This is a genomic window from Bacteroidales bacterium, from assembly GCA_018334875.1.
In the GTDB taxonomy this organism is placed as follows: Bacteria; Bacteroidota; Bacteroidia; order Bacteroidales; family UBA12077; genus JAGXLC01.
This window is the reverse complement of record JAGXLC010000339.1, coordinates 1-4,382: the sequence shown is the minus strand read 5'-3', so window position 1 is coordinate 4,382 and position 4,382 is coordinate 1. Positions and strand designations below refer to the sequence as shown.

Here is a 4,382-nt window from a genome sequence, read left to right as displayed (position 1 = left end):
ATCTTCCTGGGCAATAGATGTATCAATGTATAATAATGATAACATCATTACGCACATAATAACGGTAGAACGTTTTAAAATATTCATTGTTAATATATTGAAGGTTATCAATTAGAAAAATATTCAATTAATTTTTTCATAGTTTAATATGTTCTATGGTTCCACTGTTACCTAATTTTCAGCTTTTTTCATTAAGGAAATGGAATCTATTCAACTACTTCAACTAAAGCTACATAAGCCTCATTAACAGGTGTTTTTAAGGGGATCTTGCCATGGTGACCCCAGTCGTCTCTGCTCCCTTCCCATTGTACTTTGATCATTTCAGGTGCTGACCAGGATAAATCTTCAATATCCAGCCATCTGACCCTAACCCGTTCTGTATAGATCCAGGGATCAAGGCCTACCATAAAACGTCCTCTTGGAAAATAAACAGCATACTGTTCACCGATTTCCGCGCAAACATATGCTTCCATTGAACCCGGAACCGATGCTACGATGTGCCTCAGAATATCATTTTGCGGTGAAGCACGGAAAATATCAAATTTCTGTAAAAGCATATCCATTGCTTTAAGATTGGTCTGAACACGTTCATTCAGTCCCGAACCCCATACATCTGGTAAAGCCGGACGGTGAAAGCGGCTTGATGCACAACCGGCAAAGATATTACGCCAAAAGCGATTGACGGCTTCTGTTTCGGTTCCCGCTGAATAATTGGATCCTTTACCACCACCATATACTTTCACGTTGTTCATGGGCATAGGACCGGAACCAAAGGAAATAATTTTCTCCCGCCAGTTGATTATGTTTGCCCAATGGGCATGTCCTCTTGCACCTCTTGAATCCTGGTTGTTTTGGGAAATTTCTACATAGCTGTATATATCATGAAATGTCATGGCAGCCCTCACGGAATTGGTAGGATCAAATCGCATGGTAGTCACATAGGCCTTGCGGTCCATTTCTGCTGCTGTCCTATTAATAAAACGGGCCCAATAGTTTTCCCATACTTTTCCTTCACTGCTTTCATTATTGATGTTGTATAAAACATTGTCATAAGTAAGTGCGATTGAAAGGAGTTTGGATATATACTTTTCCTGATACTGAAGCAGCGTTTTATTGTCTGACCCGACAGAACTGTAAAAATCATCGTCATCATCCATCACCTCGTCAGAATAATTTATATTATTTTCAGATGTCCATGGATCTTGCTCCCCTCCAAGATCGAACTGATCCCATAAAGTGAGCTGAACGATGATACCTCGCTTAGCCGTTTCATCAAGAAAGAAAATCAACCTATCCCAGTATTCATTATTCCATTGATCCAGGTTAAACTTTCCATTGCTATTTTTCTCAAAGGGGGAAGCATCCCCTTCATCGCGATTGGACATGGTATTGCGTACATAATTACCACCTACCGAGGTGAGCAGGTCGAGATGATCCGTTAACTTCTTACCCGTCCATTGGAACAGGTTGTCATCATCACTTCCTCCGCGTAAAAGAATGGGTTCACCATGATATTCCCAATACCAGGGATTTTCGCTGTAGGGCCTGATTGCTTCGTTCTGCATATCAGCATTAACGGATTGATCCGTTGAAGTTAAATTCTCTGTACCTTGACCTATTGCTGACTTGGCAGTAAGAAATATAAAAGGTACAAGCACTAAAAACAATAGATAACATTTTCGCATCATAAATGATATGTATAAAGTTTTCGAATTAAAGGTATTTTTCTGCAAATGCTCTTTCTTCGTAGATTTTATACTTTATTCAACAAGAGTGTTTAGATATTTTTCCAGCATGGTATACCCATCCTCAGCAATCTTATTCCTATCAGAAGGATCATTAGGATCAAGACCATTCTTCATTTCCCATTCATCGGGGATGCCATCATGGTCGCTATCGGCAGGAGCGGGCGCACTTTCTAGTTCCGGCCAGCCACCCACTTCGTTTTGGCTATCGATGATTGCCCCCGTACGGTTTCGGACATCATTGACCACTCGTGCGTCAACGGCATCACGATCAGGTAAGCAAGATCCCCCGTGAGCCAGAACCCTTTTAAATGCTTCCAAGGGCTTATCGGTTTCAATAGAGCCTGCGGGGAAAGGCTGGTTTTGTTTATATGCTTCAATCTGCTGCTGACTCCAGTCTTCGTCAAACCCTACCAAATCCCACTGGTTTTCCGGTTTTTCATAGTCATAATAATTGTCATGAAAATAGGCTTTATTGAACGGCGAACCGGTCGAGTAGGCAATGCCGGTATTTTCGGAATTGGGACCGGAGATTAAAAAGTTGCCTATGTAGTTCATTCTGGTAATGCTTTTGGAGTCAGCATTGTAACCTGCATGTCCGCCACTCCAGTTGTAGATTACATTATTCCAAAAATCGAGCAGTAGGCCATCCGGGTCTTCGTCGTAGGGATTGCGGTCGTAATTGCCGGGGCGGGGATTTCTTCCCCGATTGTGTGCATAGAGATTGTGATGGTAACTGTACCTGGCTCCGCCGGTCCCCCGAATGAGTGATCCAAAGCTGTGATTTTCCGGATTCAAGCCTTCGCTTATAAAACACCACTGAACAGTTATATTGGTTAGCTCAGGTTCGGCTGTGGAAGCAGAGAGTACTTCGTCAGTGCTCCAACTGGCAGAGCAATGATCGACAATGATATCGTGTCCTTCCTGAATGGAGATGGCATCGCCACCATCGCTCTGGTCACCCAGCCGGGACCGAATGTAACGAATCACCACATCATGCGTTTGGATTTCGAGGGGTTGGTCACGGATGCAGATGCCGTCCCCGGGAGCGGTTTGCCCGGCTATGGTAATATAGGGATTAGAAATTTCCAGATCACTCCTGAGCTTTATTGTTCCGGATATTCTAAAAACAACTGCTCTTGATCCTGAAGCTTCAACAGCGGCACGAAGGCTACCGGGACCGGCGTCATTGAGGTTCGTCACTTCATATACAGTACCTCCCCGACCCCCTTTTGCATATTTACCATATCCTTCGGCGCCTGGGAATGCAATTTGCTGGGCATAGTTATTAAACCCACCAAATAGTATTACAATAAGACCAAAAAATATCTTTTTCATCTTAATATAGTTTTACTCATCTTTACTTCCAAAACATTGAATTCTCCCGTCGATGGAAGACATAAATAGCCTGTTTTCCGCTGCGATCAGCCCGTCAAACACAGGTGGGCTATCCAGCTTATAGGTGCTGCGTGTTTTACCGGAGGCAGAGATCACCTGTAAATAGGCTCCATCTTTGCCTGTAAAAGTGTCAAACGGATCTTCCGGATCGATTGCATCAGTTGGTCCGGCAATATAAAGCAGGTTGCCGGCAAGAACCATGGCTCTTGTCCGGAGGCTTATCCGCTGAGACCAAAGAGGCGGTTGCGGTCGTGTAAATCCAGGGCCCTTATCATAATTTAGGGCTGGATGACTAAAGGAGCCCAATTCACTATTGGCCACAGTCTCACTCAATTCCGGAAGCCACTGCACGGAACTGGCATCTTCGTCTTCTCCCACCAGAATGGGTTCTGTATCGTTGTCATCGGCATACAATAGATTTCCTTGCCCATGCACATGGTAGGGGCTGTGGTCGGATATGCGGTCATAATGCTTATTGGCATAAGTGACCGAGTCATTGAAAACAAGAATAGAACCACTCTTTGGTGCCTGGTGAACAAAATAGAAGCCGGGCCAGCGGGATGAATACATCCAATACCTTCTATCCCATCGGGAATTATCAAGTAAATTTGTATTGGAGAACAGATGCAATCCTACATTTCGATCTCCTAGCTTGGTAATATTTTGATTCTCCAGTTTTTCCAGTTGTCTGTTGAATTTAGCCCGCCGAAGATAAATATAGTCGCCTTGAACCACCAGAATCTCTGATCGCATACCCTCCATATCAGACGGTCGGCCGTGTTCCTCCGGTATATTGGGCCGGGGAGTTTTCAGTTGATTTTCATAAAGCTTTTCTCCGGTTTGGGGATCAAGAACAAACAAATACATACCATCATCAATGTGGGAAGACCGACCAGCCAGGAAATAAACCACATCATCCTTCACCAGCACACTGCCATGAACAGGCCAGGGTGATTCAAGCTGCCCGAAAGAAACAATCCGCCGCTCATGAGGTGCACCCCGGAATCGCCATACAAGCTCACCGTCAGAGGCTCTCAAACAGTATACCCAGCCGTCAGCAGCACCGAAAAGAAGCAGTCCCCTGTAGTAAGTCGGGGAAGAATCCACTTTTCCTCCGGCTGAGAACGACCATTCGATGTCACCGGCTTGGCTGTCCAGGCAATAAATCCGGTGCGAGTTGATCTGAGAGACATACAGCTTGCCGCCTGCCACAACAGGTTGGGTCAGCTCCCCTCCCAG

At 44.7% G+C, this 4,382-nt stretch carries 3 protein-coding genes; all 3 read right to left on the bottom strand.

Annotated features, from left to right (window positions below):
* Positions 1–206 precede the first annotated feature (206 nt).
* Positions 207–1,565, bottom strand: a complete 1,359-nt coding sequence (locus KGY70_17680) for a hypothetical protein (GenBank protein ID MBS3777033.1) — start codon at positions 1,563–1,565, stop codon at positions 207–209.
* A 195-nt stretch (positions 1,566–1,760) separates the two neighbouring features.
* Positions 1,761–3,083 (bottom strand): pectate lyase, encoded by a 1,323-nt coding sequence (locus tag KGY70_17675; protein ID MBS3777032.1) that lies wholly within the window; start codon positions 3,081–3,083, stop codon positions 1,761–1,763.
* A 12-nt stretch (positions 3,084–3,095) separates the two neighbouring features.
* Positions 3,096–4,382, bottom strand: a 1,287-nt coding sequence (locus tag KGY70_17670) for a PQQ-binding-like beta-propeller repeat protein (GenBank protein MBS3777031.1), incomplete at its 5' end; no start/stop codon positions are given.